Annotated in this window: 1 pseudogene; it reads right to left on the minus strand. The window is 24.6% G+C overall.

What is annotated here, in order from left to right:
* Positions 1-322: pseudogene (locus GM111_RS08100) on the minus strand (transposase); the annotation flags it as partial.
* Positions 323-464: the final 142 nt, after the last annotated feature.

Below are 464 nucleotides of genomic sequence, written 5' to 3' on the forward strand. Positions count from 1 at the left end.
GTGGTTTTATATATGAAATATACTCATTATCAAATAAATATTTTAAGTTTTCATAACTTTCATAACCTGCATCAGCAACAACATTTTTAAAATTATATCCATTTGATTTAATATGTTCCATAAATACAGGTAAACTCTTATAATCTGTAGGGGTTTGAAACATTTTAAAATCTAATATGTAATTACTATTAACAACTATCTGTACATTATATACAGGTATTAATTGTCCATTTCTCATGTAATCTTTTTTAGATCTCATAAATACTGCATCTTTATCTGTTTTAGAATAACTATTTCTATCCCCTAATATTTCTAAGAGATTTTACTTCTTCTTCTAAAACTATTTCAGCTAAATTTAACTCCGAACCTTTTAATGCAAGATAGTCTAAAAGGATTCTCTCTAATTTTATTTTATTATTTTTTTGAAAATATTTTATGCTCCCCTTCCAAACGAAAAAGCTTCT

The sequence above is a fragment of the Streptobacillus canis genome (genome assembly GCF_009733925.1).
Lineage (GTDB): Bacteria > Fusobacteriota > Fusobacteriia > Fusobacteriales > Leptotrichiaceae > Streptobacillus > Streptobacillus canis.